Source organism: Paeniglutamicibacter psychrophenolicus, from assembly GCF_017876575.1.
In the GTDB taxonomy this organism is placed as follows: domain Bacteria; phylum Actinomycetota; class Actinomycetes; order Actinomycetales; family Micrococcaceae; genus Paeniglutamicibacter; species Paeniglutamicibacter psychrophenolicus.
This window is the reverse complement of record NZ_JAGIOE010000001.1, coordinates 2,852,175-2,872,390: the sequence shown is the minus strand read 5'-3', so window position 1 is coordinate 2,872,390 and position 20,216 is coordinate 2,852,175. Positions and strand designations below refer to the sequence as shown.

Below are 20,216 nucleotides of genomic sequence, written 5' to 3'. Positions count from 1 at the left end.
CCCGCGGGACCCGGCGGGCATGGTGCGGTTCGGCAGTTTCGAACCATGCCATGCCCGCCGGCGGCACCCCGCGAATTGGGCCCCGTGGCCCGGAGGCAAGCGGCCCGGCCATGGCCGATCCGCGGGTGCCCGATAGAATTGGTGGTGGAAGAACCGGGCCCGAGCCGGCCCGGGACCAAAACACCGGCAGGAAAGCGCAACCATGAACCCTGAACGCATGAATGTTGAGTCCTTCAACCTCGACCACCGCACGGTCGCGGCACCCTATGTGCGCGTCGCGGACCGCAAGGTGCTCCCGCAGGGGGACGTCATTACCAAATATGACGTGCGATTCACCCAGCCGAATGTTGCGCACCTGGAGATGAAGGCGATCCACTCCCTCGAGCACCTTTTCGCCGAGTCCTCCCGCAACCACTCCGACTCCGTCATCGATTTCTCCCCCATGGGCTGCCAGACCGGCTACTACCTGATCCTGCAGGGCGAACCCGATGTCCCGGGAACCGCGAACCTCATCGAGGCCACCCTCACCGATGTGCTCAAGGCCACCGAGGTCCCCGCGGCCAACGAGATCCAGTGCGGCTGGGGCGAAAACCACTCGCTCGCCGACGCCCAGGACGCCGCACGCGCCTTCCTGGCCCAGCGTGCCGCCTGGGAACAGGTCACCGCGTGAGCCCGATTGACGTCGTGGTCATCACCGCCATGGAGGAGGAAACCCTCCCGTTCCTCGAGCGTGCCTCCTCGCTGGGCGACGAGGTGCGCATCGGCAACTCGATCCAGCGCACCGGCACCCTTGACGGGCTCAATGCGCTCTTCGTGCGCGGCGGCATCGGCCTGGTCAATGCGACCGGCGCCGCCACCGCGGCACTGCTGCGCGCAGGCCGGGAAGCCCCCGGGGCCCCCGCGCCCCTGGTCATCAGCGCCGGAAGTGCCGGAGGACTGGGCAACACCGTGCGGGTGGGAGACGTCGTCGTCGGCTCGGTGGTCATCAATGCCGATGCCGATGCACGCGCCTTCGGCTACGAGCTCGGGCAGGTCCCGGGCATGCCCGCCTCCTACCCGGTGCCGCAGGCCCTGCTCGAGGCCAGCGACATCGGCACCCCGGGACACGGAATCGTGGACACCGTCCACCACGGTCTGCTGGTCTCCAGCTACTCCTTCGTCGGCCACGAGCGCTCCGCCGTCATCAAGGAGCAGTTCGACGGCGTGCTGGCCACCGACATGGAATCCTCCGCGATCGCCCAGACCTGTGCCTCGTTCGGCGCCCCGTTCCTGGCAATCCGCGGGATCTCGGATCTCTGCGGGCCCGCCTCCGACGCCGACTTCCTGACCCACGTCGATGACGCAGCCGAACGCTCGGCGGCGATCACCTGCGCCGTCCTGAAGTCGTGGCACGGTGCACGGTCGCCGCGTGAAGACGGCGTGCTGGCCCCGGCCTGACCCCCTCCGGTTCCCGTCCGTGCACTGCCTGCGCGGACGGCACCGGTTACGGGACCCGTGCGGTCCAGGCCTCGGTGGCGAACTTCGAGGCAGCCAGCGCCCGGGCGGCATCCCGCGTGGCCGCATCGATCACGCCGGTGGAAGCTTCGTAGCGGCGGGTGAACGTGTCCATCATGGCGGCGATGATTTCCGCCCGGCTGAGCTGCGACTGGCTCTTGAGCGGGTCCACGCGCTTGACCGCCGAGGTGATGCCCTTGTCGGAGATCTTTTCGCGGCCGATGCGCAGCACCTTGACCATTTTTTCCGCGTCGATGTCGTAGCTCATGGTCACGTGGTGCAGCACCACTCCGCCGGCCAGCCGCTTCTGCGCGGCCCCGCCGATCTTCCCGGCGGCGGTGGCGATGTCATTCAGCGGCTTGTAGTGCGCCTTGATGCCGATCGAGGCCAGCGCCTCCATGACCCAGGCGTCGAGGAACGGGTAGGAATCGGCGAAACTCATCCCGTCGACCAGCGAAGAGGGCACGTAGAGCGAGTAGGTGATGCAGTTGCCCGCCTCCATGAACATCGCGCCTCCCCCGCTGATCCGCCGGATGACCTGGATGCCGTGCTCGGCCGCTGCCTGCGCATCGACCTCGTTGCGGACCGACTGGAAGGAGCCGATCACCACGCCCGAGTCGTTCCAGTCCCAGATGCGCAGGCTCGGGCCGCGTTCCCCGGAGGCGATCTGGCGGGCCAGCACCTCGTCGAGGGCCACGTTCTCGATGATCGGCATCGTCTCGGGTCCGATGACTTCCCAGCGGTGGTCGGCCCAGGCCGTGGCATGGCCCAGTGCGCGGCGCACCACCCGGGCCACGGCGTCGGCGTCGAAGCCGAACATCACCGCTCCCTCGCGCAGCCCCGCGGCCACGGCATCGCGCACCACCGAGTGTTCGACGTTTTCCGGCAGGCCGGCCAGGGCCTCGTTCAGGTCGACCAATGCCTCGTCGGGCTCCAGGAAGAAGTCCCCGTTCAGCGAGGCGACGGCAATCTTCCCGTCCGCCACCAGCAGGTCGACGACCACCAACTTGCCGCCGACCACCTTGTATTCACCATGATGCGTATAGCCCTGTGTCATGGACTCCATCCTATCCACCGGGAACCGCACCCCGCCAAGCCGTCCCCGTTGCCGGCCCGCCGGGGGCCCGGTTTCCGATGCCGGATGCGGCGGGTTAAACAGCAACGGGACCTTCCCGAAGGAAAGGTCCCGTGTGCAGGCGTTGCGGGGGAAGAATTACTTCTTGCCGCCGAAGCCCTTGAAGCGTGCGTTGAAGCGCTCGACGCGGCCGGCCGAGTCCATGATGCGCTGCTTGCCGGTGTAGAACGGGTGCGAGGCAGCCGAGATTTCGACGTCGATGACCGGGTAGGTGTTGCCGTCTTCCCACTCGATGGTCTTGTTGCTCTTCGCGGTCGAGCGCGTCAGGAACTTCTCGCCCGAGGCGAGGTCGTTGAACACGATCGTGTTGTACTGCGGGTGGATATCAGCCTTCATGGAAAAACCTTTGTTCACGTCACTGGATTTTGCCAGCGACCAAATGTGCAAAACCGGCTTGCGGGATCACGAAGCCGACGTTCCAGTGTAGCCGAAGCACCCAAGGATTCCGCAATTCGCGCGCAGGTCGCACGACGGTTCCAGGCACGCCGGCCCCGGGGTTCAGGGGGTGCGGCGGCGCAGTTCCCAGAATGCGAGCGCGGCGGCGGCCGCCACGTTGAGCGAATCGGTGCCCGGTCGCATGGGGATCATCATGTGCCGGTCCGCTGCCTCCAGCACCGCGTCGCTGACCCCGGCGCCCTCGGTGCCAAGCACCAGGGCAAGCCTGGGGATATCCAGCGCGGCCACGGCGTCGATGTGCTCGGCACGTTCGGTCAGTTCCATCGCCGCGACCTGGAATCCGGCCGCCGAAAGCACCTGCATGTCCCCGGGCCAGGATTCCAGGCGCACCCACGGGACCCGGAACACCGCGCCCATGGACACCCGCACGGCCCGGCGGTACAGCGGGTCGGCGCTGCGCGGGGTCAGCAGCACCGCATCGATGCCCAGGGCTGCGGCGGAGCGGAAGATCGCGCCCAGGTTGGTGTGGTCGACCATGTCCTCGAGCACCGCGACCCGGCTTGCCGTGCGCAGGACGTCGGCAAGCTCCAGCGGAGCGGGCCGGTGCATGGACGCCAGGGCGCCGCGGTGCAGGTGGAACCCGGTGACCGCCTCAAGGACCTCGTCGGGCCCGACGAACACCGGCACCTGAGGGTGCGCCTCCAGCACGTCGGCGAGCCCGGCCAGCCGCTTGGGCGCCATGAAGAAGGAGCGCGGGCTGTGCCCTGCGGCCAGGGCGCGGCCGATGACCTTGGCGCCCTCGGCGATGTAGCGCCCGGCGGCCGGGTCCGCCTGCTGGCGCAGTGCTGCATCGGAGAGCGCCACGTAGTCGGCGATCCGCGGGTCCCCGGCCGTGTGCAGGAACACCAGCCGCCGACCCAGGCCGGGGCCGGCTGCCGCGCGGACTGCCGCCTCGGCCTCCATTCCCGGGGGCATCAGGAACCCATGAAGAGCTTGGCGACCATGTTGGCCAGTGCCACCAGTCCCAGCACCACGATGACCGCGCGCAACCAGCCCGGGGAGAGCCTGCGCCCGACCTTGGCCCCGATGAACCCGCCGATGAGCGAGCCCACGGCGATCAGCAGCACCACCGGCCAGTGGATGCGTTCCGGGGCGAAGATCAGGTAGGAGATCGCCGCGACCAGGTTCACCACCAGGGACAGCACCACCTTGATGGCATTGGACTGCTGCAGCGAGGCGTGCAGGAAGATCCCGAACACGGCCATCAGCAAGATGCCCTGGGCGGCGGTGAAGTAGCCGCCGTAGATGCCGATGAGGAAGACCAGCACGTAGAGCAGGATGCTCACGTGCGACTTGTCGGCCTCCGCCGGGTTGATCCCGACGCTGGCGGCCTGCCGCGACTTCGCCCAGGCCGAGAGCCGCGGCTGGAAGATCACCAGCAGCAGTGCCAGCACGATCAGCACCGGGGCGACGTAGCCGAACACGGTGTCGGGAAGGTGCAGCAGCAGCCAGGCGCCGATCAGCCCGCCGACCAGGGAGACCGGGACCAGCTTGAGCATCGTCCGCCAGACGCTTGCGGCCTCCCGCCGGTAGCCCCATGCCCCGGAGAAGCCGCCGGCGACCAGGCCCATGGCGTTGGAGACCACCGCGTTGACCGGGGCGAACCCCAGGGCGACCAGCACCGGGAAGGTGACCAGGGTTCCGGAACCGACGATGGTGTTGATGGTCCCTGCCCAGAGGCCCGCGAAGAAGATGATGATGTCGCGCCACAAGTCCACGCCGGATACCGCTCCTGAAATAGTTGGAATGTGCTTCGGAACAGGTGTGCCGCACCCCGGAAGCGGGATGCGGCACACCTCAAAGGTCCGCCGGGGCTAGCGTTTGGCGACGGCGCTGTAGCGCCCGCCCTCGGCCCGCAGGCTCAGGGGCGTGTTGAAGGTCTCCGAGAGGTTCTCCTCGGTCAACGTCGTCTCGATGGGGCCGGCGGCGACCACGCGGCCCTCGCGCAACAGCAACACGTGGGTGAAGCCCGGCGGCACCTCCTCGAGGTGGTGGGTCACCAGCACCATTGCCGGGGCCTCCTCGTCGGCGGCAAGTTCGGAAAGCCGCGCGACAAGGTCCTCGCGGCCGGCCAAATCCAGTCCGGCTCCGGGCTCGTCGAGCAGCAGCAGTTCCGGGTCGGTCATCAGCGCCCGGGCGATCTGCACGCGCTTGCGCTCCCCCTCGGAAAGGGTCGCGAAGGGGCGGTTGATCATGGTGGACATGCCCCAGTCGTGGAGCAGGGCGAACGCGCGGCGCTCGTCCATCTTCTCGTAGGCCTCGCGCCAGCGCCCGGTCATCCCGTAGGAGGCGGTCAGCACGACGTTGAGCACGTTCTCGCCCTCGGGGATGTGGTTGGCCAGCGCCGCGGAAGACAGGCCGATGCGCGGGCGCAGCTCAAAGACGTCGACCGCCCCGAGCACCTCGCCCAGCACCCCTGCCACGCCGCGCGTGGGGTGCATGCGGGCACCGGCGATCTGCAGCAGCGTGGTTTTTCCGGCGCCGTTGGGCCCCAGCACCACCCAACGCTCGCCCTCCTTTACCTGCCAGTTGATATCGGTCAGTAAGTCTTTGCGTCCGCGTACCACGGAGACGTCGGCCAGGCCCAGCACTTCATTCATGGGTAAAACACTAGGCCAGTGACCCGGCTTTGGCCCAACCGGACCCGGCCGGCCCGCCGCCGCGGTGCCCGGGCCAGTCGGCGCCATTGCTGCCGCGGTGCCCCGCGCAACAAACCACACACCGTTTTGGGCCAACGCGCCAAGCCACGGGAGAATACAGGAATGCAATCCACCGCCTTCATCGTTTTTTATTCCGCCGCATCCTCCTGCCCCGAACCCGTCGGGCTGCGCCGCACCCTGGCCGCGGCCGGCCACGAGGTCATCGAGGAGACGGCGTTCACCGGCGCCGGGCGCAGCGGGGCACGCTGGGAGGTTGCCGGGACGGTGCGCCAGCTCCGCGCACTGGTGAACCCGTTGGACGCCCAGCTGGCCCGCTCCGAGGATCCCGCGGTGCGGGGCACCGCGATCGCAGTGGTCCCGGCCGAACTGGTGCGCGCCAAGAAGCTGCTGCTGGTGATGGACGTGGATTCGACCCTGATCAAGCAGGAAGTCATCGAGCTGCTCGCCGCCCATGCAGGCCGCGAGGCCGAGGTTGCAGCTGTCACCGAGTCCGCGATGCGCGGGGAGCTTGACTTCGCCGCCTCGCTGCACGCCCGCGTGGCGACGCTGGCGGGGCTTGATGCGGCGGTGATCGACGCGGTGCGCGCGCGCCTGGAACTGTCCGACGGTGCCGCCGAACTGATCGCGGCTTTCAAGGCCGCGGGACACCACGTCGCGGTGGTCTCCGGGGGCTTCGCCCAAATCCTTGATCCGCTGGCCGCAGAGCTCGGCCTGGATTTCGCCCGGGCCAACGACCTGGTCATCGCCGAGGGCAAGCTGACCGGGGCAGTGAACGGGACGGTCGTGGACCGCGCCTTCAAGGAAGTGATGTTGCGCACCTGGGCCAAGGAGCTGGGCATCTCGATGGAACACACCATCGCCGCCGGCGACGGCGCCAACGACCTGGACATGGTCGGCGCCGCGGGGCTTGGGGTCGCGTTCAACGCCAAGCCGTTGCTGCGCGATGCCGCCGATGCCCGGATTGACCTGCCGCGACTGGACATCATCGCCAACTTGGTAGGGATCTGATAACAATTTGCTGCTAATCACCGGTTAATTACTCCGTCGTTTGGAGCCCACCGGTAGGATGCAAAGGGCGGCACGGCCATGGTGCTGTGCGTCGCCACCCAAGTCACGGTACGCCGGCGTGCCCCCGATGGAAGAGAACCAGTCGTTTTGCTTAGTGAAGAATTGGGCCGCAGACAGCGCGGCCCGGAACGCAAGTCACGTCGCGGCTGGCTCATCGCCGGTGCATCCGTTGCACTGGCCGCCGGCCTGTACGCCGGTGCCGCCGCCGTTGTAGGCTCGCAGATCCCCGCCAACACCACGGTGCACGGGGTCAACGTCGGCTCGCTCTCGGCCGAGGCAGCACGCCAGGTCCTCGAGCACAAGCTCGCACCCGAGGCCGCCAAGAAGATCACCGTGGCGGTCAACGGCAAGGAAGAAACCCTCGATCCGGCCACCGCGGGCCTGGGCGTGGACATCGACCAGACCCTCGACGGGCTCACCGGCTTCGACCTGAACCCGGCAAACCTCCTCAAGCGCGTCACCGGCCAGCTGCACATCGAGCCGGTCCTGGAAGTCGACGACGCCAAGCTTCGCGGCGCCGTAGAGGCGCTGGCACCGAAGTTCGCGGCCAAGACCACCGAGGGCACGCTGGCCTTCGACGGCGCCAAGCCCGTGCTGAAAAAGCCCGTCACCGGCGTGGAGCTGAATCTGGACGAGTCGGTGTCGGTGCTTGCCAACTGTTGGTTCGACGCCGCGGACCCCATCGCGCTTCCGGCCACGCTCACCGCCCCCAAGACCTCCCAGGAGACGCTCGAAAAGGCGCTCGACGAGACGGCCAAGCCGCTGGTCGACGGCCCGATCACGCTCACCGACGGGAAGTCCAGCGCCTCGCTGAGCCCGGCGCAGCTGGCCGGCGCCGCATCGTTCAAGGTCGCCGACGACGCGGTGGCCATGTCCCTGGATCCCAAGAAGCTGGCCGAAGCCGCCAGCGAGGGTTCCGACGGGTTCAAGTCCTCCGCCAAGGACGCACGGATCGTGCTCACCGGCGGCAAGCCCACCGTCGTTCCCTCGGAAAACGGCAAGTCCATCGACGAGAAGGGTCTGGACAAGCTGGTGCTGGCCGCCTCCCTGGACAAGGACCGCACCGCCAACGTCAAGCTGGCTACCACCGTTCCGGAGCTGACCACCGAGGCGGCGAAGAAGCTTGGCGTGAAGGAAGCCATCGTGAACTTCTCCACCCCGTACCCGGCCTCCGACACCGTGCGCACCAAGAACCTCTACGCCGGCTCCAGGCGCCTCAACGGCGTGCTGGTGAAGCCCGGGGAGACCTTCTCGCTGGAGAAGGCACTGGGGCCGATCACCGCGGCCAACGGATACTTCGGCTCCGGCGTCGTGGTCAACGGATTCGCCACCGAGGCGGTGGGCGGCGGTCTGTCGCAGATCTCCACCCAGATGTACAACGCCGGGTTCCTGGCCGGGTACGACGACATCACGCACAAGCCCCACAGCCGCTGGTTCGACCGCTACCCCGCCGGCCGGGAGGCCACCCTCTGGGAGGGCCAGGTCGACATGCAGTGGAAGAACAACACCCCGTACGCCGTCATGATCGAGGCCTGGGTCGGCGGCGGCCGGGTGCACACTCGCCTGTGGTCCACCGACTACTGGACCGTCAAGTCCTCCTCGAGCGCGAAGTACAACTTCACCAACCCGCGCACCACCTACAACCCGGCGAAGAACTGCGTGCCGGAAAGCGGTGGCAAGAAGGGCTTCTCCATCAACGTCACCCGCTCGCGCAGCTCGGCGGACAAGACCCTTCCAGCGGAAACCAAGTCCTGGACCTACCAGCCCTGGAACAAGGTCGTCTGCGGCAAGAAGCCCTAGCGCCTGCCCGCAGCGCCGTCCCAGGAGGCGTCCGACACCCGACAACGGGTGGCGGACGCCTCCTTTTGCACCTGCGCCCCCACCGACCAAATCGCGGCATCGCCCCCCGAGTCGGCAACGGGTCGTTTCACGCCTGGACCCGTGGGCCGCTGAAGTGCATCGGTCACGGCCCCGTTCTTCCCCCGTCCAGGCAGCCGGAGCCCGGGATTGGAGCCCGGTGCCCCCGTCCGCTGCTCCCCCGCAGCGGCACCGGAGGGGGCACCTCCTTGTCGGGGCCTTGCCCCGCGCGTAGAGTCTGGGAACCGAACCACATCAGGGGTGTGCCATGTCAAGGTCCGATGACCGTATCGCCGCGTTCCGCCGCTTGCACTCCGAGGGGTGCTTCGTGATGCCCAACCCGTGGGATGCCGGCAGTGCCCGCGCCCTGGAACAGCTGGGCTTTGAGGCGCTGGCGACGACCAGCTCGGGGTTCGCCTGGACGACCGGCCACCCCGACCGCTCGGGAAGCGTCGACCAGGTGCTCGCGCATCTGCGCACCATCGTGGATTCAGTCGGGGTCCCGGTGAACGCCGACTTCGAGGGCGGCTACGCGGTCGATCCCGACGAGGTTGGGGCAAACGTCGCCAGGGCCGTGTCCACGGGGGTTGCGGGGCTGTCCATCGAGGACGCCTCGGGCGACCCCGAAGATCCCCTGTTCGGCTTTGACCTGGCCGTGGCACGGATCCGGGCAGCGCGCGAGGCGATCGACCGCAGCGGGAGCGGGGTCCTGCTCACCGGGCGCTCCGAGGGCTTCGTCCATGGCCGCCCCGACATCGACGAGACGATCCGCCGCCTGCGTGCCTTTGCCGAGGCCGGCGCCGATTGCCTGTACGCCCCACGGATCGAATCCATCGAGCATGTCTCGGCGATCGTTGCCGCGGTTGCCCCCAAGCCGGTCAACCTCTTGGTCAACGCCCCCTTCATGACCGTCGCCCAAGCGGCGAGCCTCGGGGTGCGCCGGATCAGCGTGGGCGGCACGCTGGCGCGCACCGCCTGGGCCGGATTCCTGGGGGCCGCGCGGGAGATCGCCGGGGAAGGGACCTTCACCCGGTTCGAGGGCCTACCCAACGTCGATGGCCTGCTCGGCAGCTGAACCGACGCCGGCCCGAAGGCGCACACGCACTAGGGTCCCCGCTTCCATAACGGGAAGCGGGGACCCTAGTGTTGCCGGACCGCGGTCCGTGCAGGGGGAAAAAGCTGCGGGCTACTTCTTGAGGAAGTCGCCGGCCCCGCCCACGTACTCGGTGTGGCCGGTCGGGACATCTGCGGTGGCCATCGCGGCGACCTCGCCGCCGAACTCGACCACGGAGTACAGCTTGCCGGCGGCGGCGCGGCGGGCCTCGATGGCACCGGGCTCTGCACGGTCCAGCAGCGTCGCGGTGATGGTGCCCTCGATCATGTCGCCGGAAACCACCACGAAGGTGATGCCCTTGGCCTCGAGTGCCGGGATGAACTCGCGCAGCGCCAGTTCCCCGGCGCGCTTGGAACGGGCCACCGGCTCGTAGGCGTCCATGGTTTCGACCTGGTCGATGAAGTGTGCCTGGTGGCTGGTGACGAACACGACGCGGGAGCCCGGGGCCATCTTCGCGGTGGCGGCCTCGAGCATCGCGACCTGGGCGTCGCGGTTCAGGCGCAGCGCGTAGTCCTCGCCGAGGCCCGATTCCATGCCGCCGGAGGCATTGAGCACCAGCACGTCGAGCGAGCCGAAGTTCTCGATGGCGGCATCGACCAGGGCCGCCGGGCCCTCGGGGCCGGTCAGGTCGGCGCCCACGGCCACCGCGCGGCCGCCGGCCTCGGTGATGCCGGCAACGATCTTGTTGGCGCGCGGCGCCTTCTGGCGGTAGTTGATGACCACGCCGGCACCCTGTGCGGCGAGGATCTTGGCTACTTCGGCGCCAATGCCCCGGGACGACCCGGTGACGATCGCGGACTTGCCCGTGAGATCGGTCATTTACACTCCTTGTGCATCACTGCTTGAAAATTATTGGTTCCCGCACCGGTGCTCCGGAACTTGGGGTGTCCGTACAAATGCCCGGACGCTGGTTTCAATCCTGCCAGCACTCCATGGGGAGGAGACTTGTAGGAATCCTCCAAACAAGTCTAGTCCAGGGCTGCCCGCGCCGGCGCAGGCCGGGTGCCGCCTACTGTGCCGGCGGCACCTGCCCGGGGCTGTACCAAACCACGTCGTCGCCGAACGCGTTCTTGTAGGCCAGGCGCGGAACCGAAAGGTCGACGCCCCTGAACACCAGTTCCCCGACGGCGCATTGGCCCGGGGCCAGGGTGTCCCGGCGCAGCTGCGCGTCGCTGTCGACGAGCCGCGCGTACGCGTATTGCTGGTTGAGCAGCGCAAAGTCCGCGGGCGCGACGCTGCGCTGGGTTTCGGGTGGATGCTCGGAGCCCTTGGTGTCGGAGCCGGCGCAGAAGCGCACCCGGACGGCCACCTGGGACTCCAAGTCGGTCGGGGCCGTCGGCTGGCGTTCGAAGCCCGTGGCGGTGATCGTGGTTCCGTTGCCCAGCTGGGCCGTCTCGCCGATGGTGATCCGACCGGTGACCTGCGGGTCATCGATGTTGGACACCGCGATCATCACCGCCAGGCAGGCAACGAGCGTTACGGAGCCGGCCAGCAGCCAGGCCGGCCACCGCTTGGCACGCCCGCGGCGCCGCCGCAGCGCTGCAGGGTCGGCGCCGTTGTTGATCCGCAGGCGCGGCAGCCCGGCCAGCACCGGCTCGAGGCACCGTTGCAGCGCCTTGTGGCGCTTGAACAGCTCAGGGTTGAAGGTGAGCACCTGCTGGTCCTCGTCGATGATTGCCAGGGTCCCGGCCGGATCCTCCAGGACGGCAAGGATCGCCGTCGTCGCAATGCGCGTCTCGTGCTTGGTGCCTCCCCCGTGCCCCGCCGAGCGGGTGCCCAGGGCGATCGAGACCTGGCCGACGGCAAGCGTCGCGGACCTGCCGGTGGTCACGTCCCCGCCGGGCAGGGAACGGAAGATGCGTTCACGTCCGGATTTCCCCGCCTTGGCCGGTACGGGCTCCCCCGGCTCCAGGGCCAGGTGCAGGCACTGTGTTGCCTGGGTGAGTACCTGGCGCACTCCGGCGGTGTCGGTGCCCGGATCGTCCTCGAGGCCCACCACCCTGCGTTCGCGAGCCAGCCGCGGTGAAAGCCCGTGCCGGGTCTCGCGCACCGCATCCTCCACCCACGGATCCGGGACCAGGGCCATGGTACGGCCGAAGTCAGTGAGGACGCGCTGCCTGACCGTTTCCCCGAGTGGATTCTCCGCAACAAGGAAGACGCAGAACTCGGCGCCGATGCCCAGCATGTCGATGCCGATCGCGGCGGGATCCTGTCCCGCGTTGGCTGCAGTTGCCGCAAGTTGGGCGCGAAGCAGTTCCGCTGCGGCCAGCCCGGCCGCTGAGCGGGGCACCAGGGTGGAGAGCAGTACCGGGTCCTCGCTGACCGGCAGCGATCCGGGCCCGTTGCCCGCAGCCCTCCGAACCAGCGTCTCCGGCCCCTCCGGCAGGGGCCCCGGTGCCGAACCGCCGAAGTGCTTGGCCGTGCCATCGGCCCACAGCCGGGAAGGTTCCGTGCCCGTGGCCGCTTCGCGGACCGGGAACCCGAGACCCACCAGCGATCGCTCGGTGGTGAAGAACACCGATCGAATCCGGCCGGATTTGGGGTCGAGCCGGGGCAGCAGCACGCGGGCACGTTCACGCGCATCGGGCGCCGTCACCTGGATCCCCGCCAGTGCCGCCGCGTTGCGACCTGTGCGCCGCACCAGGTCCACCGGCCACACCGGGTGTTCCGGTCGCATCGCGGATGTCTGGTCGGTGACGATCCAGCCGTCGAAGAGCCCCGGCAGCCGACGCCAGGCTGCGGCGACGGTGTCCGTGGCGCCGCGGATCAGCAGTGTCGAGGTGTCGGTTCCCGCCTCGGCGATGACCTCGGGGAAACCCGTGCGCCCGGCGCCCAGCTCCACGGGCCGCGCCAATTCGGTGCGCAATGCCGACAGTGCCATCGACAGCGTGCCGGTGGCCGCAACTTCTTCGTCAAGCAAACCGAAACCGAAGGTGACGCCGATCCTGGTCTGGATGTCCTCGTCGTCAAAAAATTGCCAGTTCGTTCCGGCCCAGCCAGTCATCCAGATCCCGCATCGTGTCGAAGTATTGCCCGGTGCGTGGCCGCAGCGGCTCATCAAGGCTACCGGGGCACGCATGCGGAATTTTCACATTCCGATCCGCCCGGCGCGCCGAATCCCGTGCCCGTTTCCGGTTTTGTCCGCACCGGACTGCCCAGGCTGCGAGGGCCCTTCCCCGTGCCGGCAGCGGAAACGGGAAAGGCTTAGGCCAGTGCCGCGCGGACCATGTTGCTCAGGGCCTTGCCGTCGAAGCGGCCGGCGACCTTCTCGGTGACCAGCTTCATGACGGAACCCATTTGGCGCATGCCCAGCTCGTTGCCTTCGGCGCGCAGCGTGGCCACGGCCTCGGCGACGATGGCCTTGGCATCGTCCTCGCTCAATGCGGCAGGCAGGTACGCCTCGATGATGGCCGCTTCCTGCTCCTCGGCGGCCGCACGATCGGCCTGTCCGGCGTTGGTGTAGGTGACGGCGGTTTCGTGCCGGCGCGCGGCTTCCTTCTGGAGCAGCGAAATCACGGCGGCATCGTCGAGCTCGATGGGCGTCTTGCCGCCCTTCTCCCGGGTGTTGATCTCGCCGAGCAGGTTCCGCACGGTGGTCAACTCGACCTTGTTGCCGGCCTTGAGGTGTGCGGTCATGTCCGCACGGAGTCGGTCCTTGAGGGTTTCCATGGTGGCGTCTTCTTCCCGTCGTAACCCGGCAGGCACGAGGTGCGGCTGCACCCGTCTTGATGCCGGTATCACCAACAGTTTATTGGTTGCAGCCCAAGCGCGTCCCATCCGGCGAACCGCGCCGCCGAAAACGCGGGCATTTGCGCCACGGTTCCGGGACGGCGAGGCCGCATCTCCCCCGCCACCGGTACGTCCTTGGCCGGAAGACACCCGTTGGTCGGGGCATTCATTGGCGGTGGGCCTTGCGCATGACGCACCCGGTGGAAAATCGGACTAACTCAAAAATTTACCTAGATATAAATTATGCTTATGGTTTTGAACAAGGCGCGGCGGGGCGCGGCGGGATCGAGGTTCCGTCCGGATGGTGCACCTATCACGAAGTTGGGCGCACGCAGATGCGGCCGCCACGGATGCCGTGACGGCCGTCGATCCCTGCATTTGGCTATCCCCCGCTGCCGGGGCTGCCCGCCTTGCCCGGTGTCAGTGGCCCATGCCCAGGCCGCCATCGACCGGGATGACGGCGCCGGAGATGTACGCTGCCTCGTCGCTGGCGACCCAACGCACCACGTTTGCAACCTCCTCGGCCTCGGCGAAGCGGTTCGCCGGGATCGATGCCAGGTAACCCTTCTGCGTGGCCTCGGGCAGCGCAGCGGTCATGTCGGTGTTGATGAAGCCGGGGGCCACGACGTTGGCGGTGATGCCGCGCGAACCCAGTTCGCGGGTCAGCGAGCGGGCCATGCCCACCAGGCCCGCCTTGGAGGCGGCGTAGTTGATCTGTCCCGGGGAGCCATAGAGGCCCACCACCGAGGAAATGAGCACCACGCGGCCCTTGCGCATCTTGATCATGCCCTTGGACGCGCGCTTGATGACGCGGAATGCACCGGTGAGGTTGGTGTCGATGACCGAGGTGAAATCGTCCTCGTTCATCCGCAGCAGCAGCATGTCGCGGGTGACCCCGGCGTTGGCCACCAGCACCTGGACCGGTCCGTGTGCGGCCTCGACCTCGGTGAACGCGGCATCGATGGAAGCGGTGTCGGTCACGTCGGCCTTCACACCCAGCAGGCCCTCGGGGACCTCGCCGCTGCGGTAGGTGATGGCGACCTTGTCGCCGTTGGCTTCGAAGGCCCGCGCGATGGCCAGGCCGATTCCGCGGTTGCCGCCGGTGACCAGAACGCTGCGGCCGGTGGGGGTTTCGGACATGGATCCTCCATAAGGAATTGTTGGTTGAGGGTGGTGGGCTGCGGATCCAATCCTAGCCCGAGCGCTGCCGAGGAGTTCCTGCGCCACGTCCGCCGTGCAGGTTTCCGGCGCCCGACGGCGGCCACGGGATGCCCACGACACGGGCGGTGGACCGCGACCAGGGTGTTCGCTGCCCGCGCACCGGGCCGATTCGTACCCCGGCGCAGGTCGGTGAGACAATGGTGGGTGACGGATCGACGGAAGAACTATGAGCGAGCCACATAAAAACCATCACCACCATGACCAGGGTCCACCGGTCCACCGGATCACCGAGGCCCAAGAGTCCCATGCGGCGGAGCAGCATTCCCGCGTGCTGAAGTACACGATCTCGATGTCCGTGCGCCTGGCCTGCTTCATTGCGGCCTTCTTCGTGCACGGATGGCTGCAGTGGGTGTTCCTGGCCGCGGCCATCGTGCTGCCCTACATTGCGGTGGTGATCGCCAACGGCGGTGCCGACCTGACCAAGCGCCAGCCGGCGGCGGAGTTCTTCGAGGGCGATGATCCCCGTCTGCTGACCTCCGGACCCACCGCCCCGGAAGGGGAGCCGACGGCTGCCGACGCTCCCGGGGCACCCGGGGCCCGGCCGGCCGATGCCACGACCCGCGACGGGGACGTCTTCGAGGTCAACGAGGACGGCGAAGTCATCACCGAGCCCGCTGCGAACCCGGAAGCCGGGCACCCGGCACCGTCCGCTCGCGAAGCGCAAGAACCGGACGCCGCAGGCCCCTTCCCCGCCGACGCACCAACCACCATCGACGGGTCCTTCGTTGAGGAACCGGAACGGCCCGAACAGCCTCTGGCCGGGCACCATCACCGCGGCGGCTCCCATTGAGCATCTTCGACTCCCTGGGCGGCGGATCGCCGCAGGGTCCCACCGGTCCACCACGCTGCTCGCGCAAGGGATGCCGGGCCGACGCCACCGTGCAGCTGCTGTGGAACAACCCCAAAATCCATACCCCGGAACGCCGAAAAACCTGGCTGGCCTGCGACGACCACGCCGACTGGCTCGAAAACTACCTCTCCGAGCGGCTGCTCTTCAAGGAGCGCCTGCCGTTCGTTGACACCGCCCCCGGCACCACCTCCTAAGGAGAACGAAGCAGCGTGTATCGATTCCTGGCCAGCACCCGCTGGATCGGCTGGTTGCTCCTTGTGTGCCTCTTCGCCACCACCTTCACCTTCCTGGGCAAATGGCAGATGGACCGCCGCGAGGGCGCCCTGACCGAGATTTCCCATGTGAAACGCAACTACGACGCCGATCCGGTCCCCTTCACCGATGCAAGGCAGCTCTTCGAGCAATTGCCGGACGGTGGCAAGTGGACCCCGGTTTCGCTGCGCGGCAGCTACCTTGCCGAGGACCAGGTCGTGGTGCGCAACAGGATCTCCGGCTCCCGACCGGGCTACGAGGTGCTGGTTCCCTTCCGCACCCTCGAGGGGACAGTGGTGATCGTGGACCGCGGGTTCCTGCCCATCGGCAACAACAACGCCGGGCGCCCGGATGCCATCCCCGCTCCCCCGGCCGGCACCGTCGAGGTCGACGTCCGGCTCAAGGCCGGCGAGCCGAAGCTGGACCGCGGGGCGCCCGAGGGCCAGCTGGCCTCGATCGACCTGCCCACCTACCAGCAGCAGCTCGGCTACCCGGTGGCCACCGGAAGCTACGGGCTGATGTATTTGGAGGACCCGGCGGCGGCCGAGGCACCGATCCAGCTGCAGCGTCCCGAGGAGGACGAGGGTCCGCACCTGTCCTACATGTTCCAGTGGTTCGCCTTCGGCGTGCTGGTCTTTGTGGGCTTCGGCTATGCAGCAAAGCAGCAGGCGCGCATCAACCGCGAAGACCGCGACGAGGTCGCCGCGGCCGCCTTGCGCGGCGAGGAACCGGTGCTGCACCAGGCGCACCACATGCGCAAGAAGCCCAAGAAGCTGGTCCGCCGCGACGGCAGCCCCACCGACGAGGCCACCGAGGATGCGTACCTGGACGAGCTCGAACGCCAAGCGGCCCAAAGGGACGCCGGGATCCCAGGACCCAAGTAGCCTCGGGCCGGCGGAAGATTGCACCGGTTCAGGGTGAATTGGGTGTCTTGAAAGGCGCGAAGGATGTGTCCAGCGAGTCCCATTCGATGAACACCGATTCGGCGTCCACGACGGCACCCAGCGAACGATAGGTCGCCAGTGCCGCGGCATTCGCGCGTTCGGTGCCGGTCCACATGCCGGTGCAGCCCAGTTCCAGCCCCAAGGCAGCCAAGGCGCGCAACAATGCCGCGGCGATGCCCCGCTGCCTGAAATGTTCGTCTACGCCCAGTTCGTAGACGAACATTTCCGCATCCTTGTCCGGGTGCCGCATCACCACTCCCGACACGAAGCCGACAGCGGCGCCGTCCCCGCTGCGCGCCAGCAGCAGGTGGTGTCCTGGCATCCCCAGAAATGCCCTCGCGCCGCGCTCGGTGACCGGGGAATCGAACAGCCCCGAGGCGGCGACCAGCTCCGCCGCATCGACCACGGGGCCGATGTTCCACTCACTGGCGTCCATCGGCTGGTTCCTTCCCGTGGGTAGGGGATGTTTTCCGCCCTTGCGAAAAGCACCGGGGCGGGTACTTTGAAACTACCGCAGCAGCGTTCCGCACACCAGGGCGGGGACTTGGATCGCGACGGCGGCTCCCCCGCTTCTCCTGCGGGGATGCGGAACGCAGCGTAGCTTGGGCCATTCGGTCACGGATGCAGGCGGATGCCATCCGGGCCCGCGCCAAGTGCCGCCGCGAGCTCTTCCCGCGAGTGGATGCCAAGCTTCAGGTAGATGTGGCGCAGGTGGTATTCGACGGTCTTGGGGCTCAGGAAGAGGCCCTCCGCCGCCACCCGGGTGGTCTTGCCCGTTGCCAGGAGCGCGGCGATCTGGTGCTCCTGCGGAGTGAGGCGGCCCAAGGCCCCTGCTTCGCGCCGCATCGCCGTTTCGCCCGTGGCATTCAGTTCCGCTGCCGCCCGGTCGGACCAGGGCACCGCGCCGAGGCGTTCGAAACCGTCCAGGGCCTCGCGCAGCACCACCCGCGCATCGATCCTGCGCCGTGATCGACGCAGCCACGAGCCGTAGGCCAGCTTCGTCCGCGCGGCCTCGAACAGGTCGGGAGTTTGGGCGTGGAATGCCAGCGCCCTTTCGAACCCGGCCACGGCATCGGCCTCGTCTCCTGCCATGGCAAGGGCCCGGTGTGCCCGGGCCAGCGCCCAAGGCTGCCCCTTGGCCTCGGCCGCGGCCAAAAAGCCCTCGGCCACGTTCCCCGCCCGTGCCTTGTCGCCGAGGCGGCACCAGCACTCAACCAGTTCGGCACCCGGCATCAGGTCCGCGTCCTTCACCCCAACCTCTTCCAACACCTTTTCCAGCCCCGTGTAGGCCTCGATGGCCCTTGCCGCGTCTCCGGTGGCGGCCTCCAGGTCGGCAATCGCGAACATCGCCCACAGCCTGGCCAGGTGAGCCGAATTCTTCACGGCAAGGACCGTGGACTCCTCTGCGTGCAGGGCGGAGGACCCCGCCTTGCCCTGTCTGGCTTCCAACCACGCGAGCCCGGCGAGGGCAAGGGCGAGATCGTTGCTTTGGCCGTCCTCCCGCGCGATCCGGATCGCCTCGGTGTAGCCTGCTTCCGCGCCGGCCCAGTTGGCAGCCGCCGCGTCGTCGCGGGCCACGAGGGTCAGCAAAAAAGGCAGCATGCCCACGGCCGCCCGCTTCCTCACGGTTTCAACCGCCGCCGTCATGGCCTTTCTGGCCCCGCCCGTCTCGCGCAGGAACAGCGGCCCCATCAGGTGCCAACGCAGCTGCCACTGGTCCGGGCCGGTCGCGTTCCCCAGATGCGCTGCCATGCCGCTGCGGATGAAGCCCGCTCCCCTGTCCCCGCGGCCACCGAGAACCAAGGCTACGCCGGCAGCGATGGAGCCCCACTTGCGCGCGGCACCGCTCGTCCCCGGTCCCATCAGTGCGATGATTCCGTCCGAGGCCCGCATGGCCGAGGGCGCATCGCACAGGTACAGGCAGGCGTCGATGGTGTCGGCAAGCAGGAGGATGGCGGCATCCGGGTCCCGGGGCGCCATCTGCGTCGCCGCTTCGAACTGCATGTCCCGGGCGACTTGCAGCGAACCGCAACGGGCAGCAATCGCGCCCAGGCGCCCCGTGGCGGTGGCCACCTCAACAGGGGTCCGGGCCATCGCCAGGGCCCGTTCCAGGTCCGCGATGGCCCTGCCGGAGGAACCCGCCAGCCAGCATTGGTCACCGGCTCGCACCAGGAGCTCGAAAGCGGTTCCGTGGTCCGCCGCAAGCGTTGCGGCCCGCTCCAATTGGGCAGCGGCGACGGCATTCGCGCCACGGCCGGCCGAAGCAACGGCCGCGGCCTCGAGCAACCTCGAGGCCGCGTCGTCCGGGCCTATGGCCGCTTCCGCCAGGTGCCAGGCCCTGCTCTCGAGCCCGATGGCAGTGTTTCCCAGCAGCCGATGCGCCTCTCGCCGGGCGGCCGGCTCCGCAGCTCCGTAGACTGCGGCGCGCATCAACGGGTGGCGGAACTCCACCGCGGTGTTTCCGAGGCTGACCAACCCGGCATCTTCAGCTTCCGAAAGATGGCCGAGGTCCACGCCCATTGCCTGGCAGGCGGCACCCAGCATCCTCAGGTCGCCGTTGTCGGTTGCTGCCAGCAACAGCACGGCGCGTGCGGCGGAGGAAAGTGAGCGGATGCGGCCGGAAAACGCGTCCAGCAGCCGACCGGTCAGGGGCACCGGCAAGGCCGGCGGGGAGAGCCCAAACGATCCGTGCTTCCCGGCCAGCTCAATGATCGCCAACGGGTTGCCTCCCGTGGCGGCGTGGAAGCGTGCCAGCTCTGCGGCATCCCACGAACCCCGGTTCCAGGCGGCCAGCAGCGTCCGGGTGTCTTCAAGGCCCAGCGGGCCAAGGTCCATCCGGGGCAGGTCCCGCAGGGGTGAATCGATCTCGTTGCGCAGGGCCGCGACAATGGCGACCCGATCGGTCAGCAGCCGGCGGGCGGCAAAGGAAATGGCCTGAAGCGACGATGCGTCCAGCAGGTGGGCGTCGTCGATGAAGATTGCCAGCGGATCCTCCTCGGCGGCCCTGGCGATAAGCCCGAGAACCGCTGCACCGACCGCGAACCTGTCCGGCGTTGGCCCGTCATTGACGGCCAACGCCACCGCAAGAGCCTGGTACTGGCGAGGCGGCAGTCCCCGGGCCACACCCAGCAGTCTTCCACACAGTTGGTGCAGTCCGCTGAAGGCCAGTTCCCGCTCGGCCTCGACGCCGCCGACGGAGATCACCCGCATCCCGGAGACCCCGTCGCGGGCCTGTTGAAGCATCGTGGTCTTGCCGATTCCCGGCTCCCCGGCGAGCACAAGCACGCCGCTGACACCGCTCCTGGCGCCCGCCAGCAGGCGTTCGATCCTTTGCCTTTCACTGCCCCGACCGACGACCATATACTGATCCTAGCTTCCGGAAGGACGGCGGCAAGGGGGCGGAAAAACTAGGTGGGGCACCTGATGCGGCGCCCCG

The 20,216-nt window shown here is 68.4% G+C and carries 19 protein-coding genes; 8 read left to right on the top strand and 11 right to left on the bottom strand.

Going from position 1 to position 20,216, the window contains the following annotated elements; all coding sequences use genetic code 11:
* Nucleotides 1-202 precede the first annotated feature (202 nt).
* Complete coding sequence (locus JOF46_RS13000) at nucleotides 203-670, top strand: S-ribosylhomocysteine lyase (protein WP_209907721.1); 468 nt, start codon at nucleotides 203-205, stop codon at nucleotides 668-670.
* Nucleotides 667-1,437: a 5'-methylthioadenosine/S-adenosylhomocysteine nucleosidase gene (gene mtnN / locus JOF46_RS12995; RefSeq protein WP_209907719.1), complete on the top strand. Its 771-nt coding sequence runs from the start codon at nucleotides 667-669 to the stop codon at nucleotides 1,435-1,437. Before JOF46_RS13000 ends, mtnN begins: the two co-directional genes overlap by 4 nt.
* A 46-nt stretch (nucleotides 1,438-1,483) precedes the next feature.
* On the opposite strand, the gene lplAB is transcribed toward mtnN, so the two are convergent.
* The 5 genes from lplAB to JOF46_RS12970 form a co-directional block, all read right to left on the bottom strand.
* The gene (gene lplAB, locus JOF46_RS12990; RefSeq protein WP_209907717.1) at nucleotides 1,484-2,551 is read right to left on the bottom strand and encodes a lipoate-protein ligase LplAB; all 1,068 of its coding nucleotides are present in this window, start codon (nucleotides 2,549-2,551) and stop codon (nucleotides 1,484-1,486) included.
* A gap of 156 nt (nucleotides 2,552-2,707) precedes the next feature.
* Nucleotides 2,708-2,965: a type B 50S ribosomal protein L31 gene (locus JOF46_RS12985; RefSeq protein WP_105551416.1), complete on the bottom strand. Its 258-nt coding sequence runs from the start codon at nucleotides 2,963-2,965 to the stop codon at nucleotides 2,708-2,710.
* A gap of 162 nt (nucleotides 2,966-3,127) precedes the next feature.
* The gene (locus JOF46_RS12980; protein WP_209911891.1) at nucleotides 3,128-3,988 is read right to left on the bottom strand and encodes a TrmH family RNA methyltransferase; all 861 of its coding nucleotides are present in this window, start codon (nucleotides 3,986-3,988) and stop codon (nucleotides 3,128-3,130) included.
* Nucleotides 3,989-3,999: 11 nt separating this feature from the next.
* A complete protein-coding gene (locus JOF46_RS12975; RefSeq protein ID WP_209907715.1) occupies nucleotides 4,000-4,803 on the bottom strand; it encodes a sulfite exporter TauE/SafE family protein in 804 nt (267 codons plus the stop codon).
* Nucleotides 4,804-4,899: 96 nt separating this feature from the next.
* A complete protein-coding gene (locus tag JOF46_RS12970; protein WP_209907714.1) occupies nucleotides 4,900-5,685 on the bottom strand; it encodes an ABC transporter ATP-binding protein in 786 nt (261 codons plus the stop codon).
* Nucleotides 5,686-5,847: 162 nt separating this feature from the next.
* On the opposite strand from JOF46_RS12970, the gene serB reads away from it, so the two are divergent.
* The 3 genes from serB to JOF46_RS12955 all read left to right on the top strand — a co-directional run bounded on the left by serB (nucleotide 5,848) and on the right by JOF46_RS12955 (nucleotide 9,745).
* On the top strand, nucleotides 5,848-6,753 hold the full coding sequence (gene serB, locus JOF46_RS12965) for a phosphoserine phosphatase SerB (protein ID WP_209907712.1): 906 nt from the start codon (nucleotides 5,848-5,850) through the stop codon (nucleotides 6,751-6,753).
* A gap of 162 nt (nucleotides 6,754-6,915) precedes the next feature.
* Entirely contained in the window at nucleotides 6,916-8,613 is a 1,698-nt protein-coding gene (locus JOF46_RS12960) for a VanW family protein (protein WP_209907710.1), read from the top strand.
* A gap of 325 nt (nucleotides 8,614-8,938) precedes the next feature.
* A complete protein-coding gene (locus JOF46_RS12955; protein ID WP_209907708.1) occupies nucleotides 8,939-9,745 on the top strand; it encodes an isocitrate lyase/PEP mutase family protein in 807 nt (268 codons plus the stop codon).
* 111 nt (nucleotides 9,746-9,856) lie between these two features.
* On the opposite strand, the gene JOF46_RS12950 is transcribed toward JOF46_RS12955, so the two are convergent.
* The 4 genes from JOF46_RS12950 to fabG form a co-directional block, all read right to left on the bottom strand.
* Nucleotides 9,857-10,603, bottom strand: a complete 747-nt coding sequence (locus JOF46_RS12950; RefSeq protein ID WP_209907706.1) for an SDR family oxidoreductase — start codon at nucleotides 10,601-10,603, stop codon at nucleotides 9,857-9,859.
* A gap of 190 nt (nucleotides 10,604-10,793) precedes the next feature.
* Nucleotides 10,794-12,863: a hypothetical protein gene (locus tag JOF46_RS12945; protein ID WP_209907704.1), complete on the bottom strand. Its 2,070-nt coding sequence runs from the start codon at nucleotides 12,861-12,863 to the stop codon at nucleotides 10,794-10,796.
* Nucleotides 12,864-12,988: 125 nt separating this feature from the next.
* Entirely contained in the window at nucleotides 12,989-13,453 is a 465-nt protein-coding gene (locus tag JOF46_RS12940) for a GatB/YqeY domain-containing protein (RefSeq protein WP_209907702.1), read from the bottom strand.
* A gap of 480 nt (nucleotides 13,454-13,933) precedes the next feature.
* Nucleotides 13,934-14,653 carry a 3-oxoacyl-ACP reductase FabG gene (gene fabG / locus JOF46_RS12935; protein WP_209907700.1) on the bottom strand — a complete coding sequence of 240 codons (720 nt, stop codon included), beginning with the start codon at nucleotides 14,651-14,653 and terminating at the stop codon, nucleotides 13,934-13,936.
* Between the two features lie 247 nt (nucleotides 14,654-14,900).
* On the opposite strand from fabG, the gene JOF46_RS12930 reads away from it, so the two are divergent.
* The 3 genes from JOF46_RS12930 to JOF46_RS12920 are packed head-to-tail and all read left to right on the top strand — an operon-like array spanning nucleotide 14,901 to nucleotide 16,720.
* A complete protein-coding gene (locus tag JOF46_RS12930) occupies nucleotides 14,901-15,524 on the top strand; it encodes a DUF3099 domain-containing protein (RefSeq protein WP_209907698.1) in 624 nt (207 codons plus the stop codon).
* A complete protein-coding gene (locus tag JOF46_RS12925; protein ID WP_209907696.1) occupies nucleotides 15,521-15,778 on the top strand; it encodes an acetone carboxylase in 258 nt (85 codons plus the stop codon). Before JOF46_RS12930 ends, JOF46_RS12925 begins: the two co-directional genes overlap by 4 nt.
* Before the next feature lie 15 nt (nucleotides 15,779-15,793).
* A complete protein-coding gene (locus JOF46_RS12920; protein ID WP_209907694.1) occupies nucleotides 15,794-16,720 on the top strand; it encodes an SURF1 family cytochrome oxidase biogenesis protein in 927 nt (308 codons plus the stop codon).
* Between the two features lie 28 nt (nucleotides 16,721-16,748).
* Here JOF46_RS12920 and JOF46_RS12915 read toward each other — a convergent pair whose 3' ends face one another.
* Nucleotides 16,749-17,216 carry a GNAT family N-acetyltransferase gene (locus JOF46_RS12915; RefSeq protein WP_209907693.1) on the bottom strand — a complete coding sequence of 156 codons (468 nt, stop codon included), beginning with the start codon at nucleotides 17,214-17,216 and terminating at the stop codon, nucleotides 16,749-16,751.
* Nucleotides 17,217-17,395: 179 nt separating this feature from the next.
* Nucleotides 17,396-20,140 carry an AAA family ATPase gene (locus JOF46_RS12910; RefSeq protein WP_209907691.1) on the bottom strand — a complete coding sequence of 915 codons (2,745 nt, stop codon included), beginning with the start codon at nucleotides 20,138-20,140 and terminating at the stop codon, nucleotides 17,396-17,398.
* Nucleotides 20,141-20,216: the final 76 nt, after the last annotated feature.